This window comes from uncultured Rothia sp., assembly GCF_937976295.1.
In the GTDB taxonomy this organism is placed as follows: Bacteria; Actinomycetota; Actinomycetes; order Actinomycetales; family Micrococcaceae; genus Rothia.
In genome coordinates this window covers 1-3,596 of sequence record NZ_CALJRY010000063.1, presented here as the reverse complement: position 1 = coordinate 3,596, position 3,596 = coordinate 1, and the positions used below count along the sequence as shown (strand labels likewise).

The window sequence follows — 3,596 nt, the reverse complement described above, 5'->3', positions numbered from 1 at the left end:
GGTACTGCACTTTTGTGGGTGTGGGAGAGTAGGTCATCGCCGGTTTATTTTTGAACCGAGAACCCCATGTCGAAAGACATGGGGTTCTTTGTATATTCGGGTATGTCCGGGAAATACCCGGGGCATATGCACGGGGAGATTCAGTGCTCTATCTGCAGCGCCTCCTCTCCCCGCCCCTGATTCCCCTGAAAAAAGACAAACAATAGCCGCCTGCCAGAGTAAAACTCTGGCGGGCGGCTATCTCTCTCATCGTCTCTTATCGGGCGCTCTCTCACGCCGCTAGCGGCGCCTCAGAACGCGTAGAGACAAAGAATAGGGGGAACGGTGCTTATGCGTTCTTCCAGGGGTCCTCCACGGGACGAGCTGCGTTGTAGGCTGCGGCGCCTGCAACACCCAGAGCAATCAGCAGACCCAGGAACGCCAGGCCCTTACGGGGACGCTTGCCGCCGTTACGCTCAATACGAGCCAGTTCCTTCTCAGCGGCGCGAACGGTCTTTGCGGTAGCCTTACGAGCCTTCTTCAGTGCCTTCTTGTTGCCGGTCAGCTTCTCAGCGAACATCTCAGCGGTCTTACCTTCCAGCGCGGACTCAACAGCAGCCAGAGAAGAGACAACAGCCTGAGCCTTAGCAGCCTTGCGTGCCTTGCGCTTCTTGCAGCAGAACATGGGGTGACCTCCATCGGTTGAAATGCGCCGGCAGCCAGAAAACGCCGCCGCGCGCGTAGTGTTCATCTCTCAGGATATTCAATTCCCGCCCAAAAAGCCCGCCCAACGGTGCGCCCGGGGCGAAAAAACATGTTAGATGGCGAATGAGCGCCGCCCCGTGCCACAATAGAGCCATGACTAATGCAACTGCTAAGGCAACTATCCACACTAACTACGGTGACATCGTCGTCGAGCTCTTCGGCAACCACGCACCGCTGACTGTTGAGAACTTCATCGGCCTGGCTGACGGCTCCCGTCAGTGGAAGCACCCCCGCACCGGTGAAATCATGAACACCCCCCTGTACAAGGATGTCGTGTTCCACCGCATCATCAAGGACTTCATGATTCAGGGCGGCGACCCCCTGGGCATGGGCGTTGGTGGTCCCGGCTACCAGTTCAAGGACGAGATTCACCCCGAGCTCTCCTTCTCCAAGCCCTACCTGCTGGCAATGGCTAACGCAGGCCCCGGCACCAACGGTTCTCAGTTCTTCATCACCACCGTTGAGACCCCCTGGCTGAACGGCCGCCACACCATCTTCGGTGAGGTTACCGACGAGGCATCCAAGAAGGTCGTTGACGCTATTGAGGGCGTTGAGACCGGCTTCCAGGACCGCCCGGTCAAGGACGTTGTCATCTCCTCGATTGACATCGAAAAGCTCTAATAAACCCCATCAGACGGCTCATACGAGCATTCTGCTGAAGGTGTTGAGAAAACACGTATAGTTCAGGGGCCCGCCAGGATTCTTCCGGTGGGCCCCTGCGCTTATATGTTACCGCGCGCCGCCGCACACCACTTTCGGACGAACCGGTACACAATCCTTGGAGGTTCAGTGGAGAACTTTCCCAACTACGCAGGCTACGGGCAGAGCCCCACGGTCTGCGTCAACCACCCCAACCGCGTCAGCTACGCCCAGTGCAAGCGCTGCAGTCGCACCGTCTGCGGCGAATGTCAGGTGGCGCTGGACGTGGGTATGGTCTGCCCCGATTGCTACCGCGAACTCACGGGTGGCAGCTCGAAGGGTTCGAAAGCACGGGGCTCGTTCCTGGCGCGCCACTGGCACATTACGTACACGCTCATTCTGATTAACGTCGCGATGTACGGTCTGCAACAGATCATTCCCAACGAATGGGTGGTTAGGCACGGAGCATTCTGGTTGTCACCCGTTCAGCACGGTGAGTACTACCGCATCATCAGCTACGGTTTTCTGCACATGCAGAATGACCCGATGCACCTGGTGTGGAACATGATTAACCTGTTCATCTACGGTGTGTCCCTCGAACGCATGATGGGGCGCTGGAAATTCCTTGTGGTGTACCTGGGCTCTATCGTCTTTGGCGCATTAGGCGTGTACGTGCTGGCTCCTGGAACGAGCGTGGTGGGTGCCTCCGGTGGTCTATTCGGCCTCATGGGCTCGTTCTTGGCCATACTGATTATTAGGAAGCAGAAGGACACCGCACGAGTGTTCGTCATGATTACTGCCCCGAACATCATCTATAGCATTATGACCCCGTCGAATATCTCCCACGCATGCCACGCGGGTGGTTTTGTCGGTGGCGTGCTGCTGACTCTGCTGTTCGTCCCGCTTGTGGATAAGCCCGAGTCCTCGAATCCGCCGCCGCAGAGCCCTCAGCCGTGGCAAAACGGCAGGTACTAAGCCTAAAAATACGTGGAAAATCTTCGGAAAATCCGGCACACGACCCTTGGAGGTTCAGTGGAGAACTTTCCCAACTACGCAGGCTACGGGCAGACCCCCACGGTCTGCGCCAACCACCCCGACCGTGTCAGCTACGCCCAGTGCGGGCGCTGCAACCGCACCATCTGCGGCGAATGCCAGACGGCACAGGATGCGGGTATAGTCTGCCCCGATTGCTACCGTGAACTCACGGGCGGCAGCTCGAAGGCGAAAGGCTCGTTCCTGGCGCGTCACTGGCACATTACGTACACGCTCATTCTGATTAACGTCGCGATGTACGGTCTGCAACAGATCATTCCATTCCGTTGGGTGCACAACCTCGGCATGATGTCCGGGCCCGGTGTTCGCCACGGTGAGTACTACCGCTTGATCACGCACGGGTTTGTGCACTCGCAGAATGACCCGATGCACATGGTATGGAACATGATTTACCTCTTCATCTTCGGTGTATCTCTCGAACGCATGATGGGGCGCTGGAAGTTCCTCTTCGTATATATGGCGGCTACTGTGAGCGCTGGCCTCAGCGTGTACCTCTTCGACTACTCCCGTGGTGCCGTGGGCGCCTCAGGCGGCATATACGGCCTCTACGGCGCCTTCTTCGTAATCCTGCTCCTCAGGAGGCAAAAAGAGACTGCACGCCTCTTTATGCTGCTCATCGGCATTGGTGTGGTGCAGAGCCTCTTCCACCCGAATATTTCCCACGCGGGACACTTCGGCGGTCTTGTCGGCGGCGCACTAGCAACCCTGCTGATCATCCCGTTCGTGAAGAAGCCCGAGTCCTCGAATCCGCCGCCGCAGAGCCCGCAGCAGTGGCTCAACGGCAGGTATTGAGCCTGAAAAACCGCGAGAATCCGCCGCAGAGGCATGTTATCCACAGCAGTTTTCCACATTGTGTATAACTACATTCGTGTAATTCCACGAGTGTGAGTACATGTTAAAAACCTGTGGATACAGGCTAAAACAACCGAATTACACAGGGCGAATTACACGAGTGTAAGAGTTTTCCCCAGATTTCTCCACAGATGTGGAAAACCTTAAATACCAGGGTGTGTGTAATTACAAAAAATTCCGGTGCTACGCACCGGATACGTGAAAGTGCCCGGAAGGATCAACCTTCCGGGCACTTTCACGTGTCGAGCCCCTGACGGGGCGAAGAAGCAGCGGGCGCGAACCTAGTTCGCCTGAGCCTCCGCCTCCTC

4 protein-coding genes are annotated in these 3,596 nt (G+C 57.1%); 3 read left to right on the top strand and 1 reads right to left on the bottom strand.

Features of this window, described 5'->3' with window-relative positions; all coding sequences use genetic code 11:
• Positions 1 to 328: 328 nt before the first annotated feature.
• Positions 329 to 664, bottom strand: coding sequence for a hypothetical protein (locus Q0216_RS01770; protein WP_298592460.1), 336 nt, complete (start codon positions 662 to 664; stop codon positions 329 to 331).
• Between the two features lie 173 nt (positions 665 to 837).
• On the opposite strand from Q0216_RS01770, the gene Q0216_RS01765 reads away from it, so the two are divergent.
• The 3 genes from Q0216_RS01765 to Q0216_RS01755 all read left to right on the top strand — a co-directional run bounded on the left by Q0216_RS01765 (position 838) and on the right by Q0216_RS01755 (position 3,228).
• Entirely contained in the window at positions 838 to 1,365 is a 528-nt protein-coding gene (locus Q0216_RS01765) for a peptidylprolyl isomerase (RefSeq protein ID WP_005508008.1), read from the top strand.
• Between the two features lie 168 nt (positions 1,366 to 1,533).
• Positions 1,534 to 2,358 (top strand): rhomboid family intramembrane serine protease, encoded by an 825-nt coding sequence (locus tag Q0216_RS01760; protein ID WP_298592458.1) that lies wholly within the window; start codon positions 1,534 to 1,536, stop codon positions 2,356 to 2,358.
• Between the two features lie 57 nt (positions 2,359 to 2,415).
• On the top strand, positions 2,416 to 3,228 hold the full coding sequence (locus Q0216_RS01755) for a rhomboid family intramembrane serine protease (RefSeq protein ID WP_298592456.1): 813 nt from the start codon (positions 2,416 to 2,418) through the stop codon (positions 3,226 to 3,228).
• Positions 3,229 to 3,596: the final 368 nt, after the last annotated feature.

Coding starts and splice junctions, on each gene's coding strand:
- Q0216_RS01770 (WP_298592460.1), bottom strand. CDS start 664: ATGTTCTGCTGCAAGAAGCGCAAGGCACGCAAGGCTGCTAAGGCTCAG.
- Q0216_RS01765 (WP_005508008.1), top strand. CDS start 838: ATGACTAATGCAACTGCTAAGGCAACTATCCACACTAACTACGGTGAC.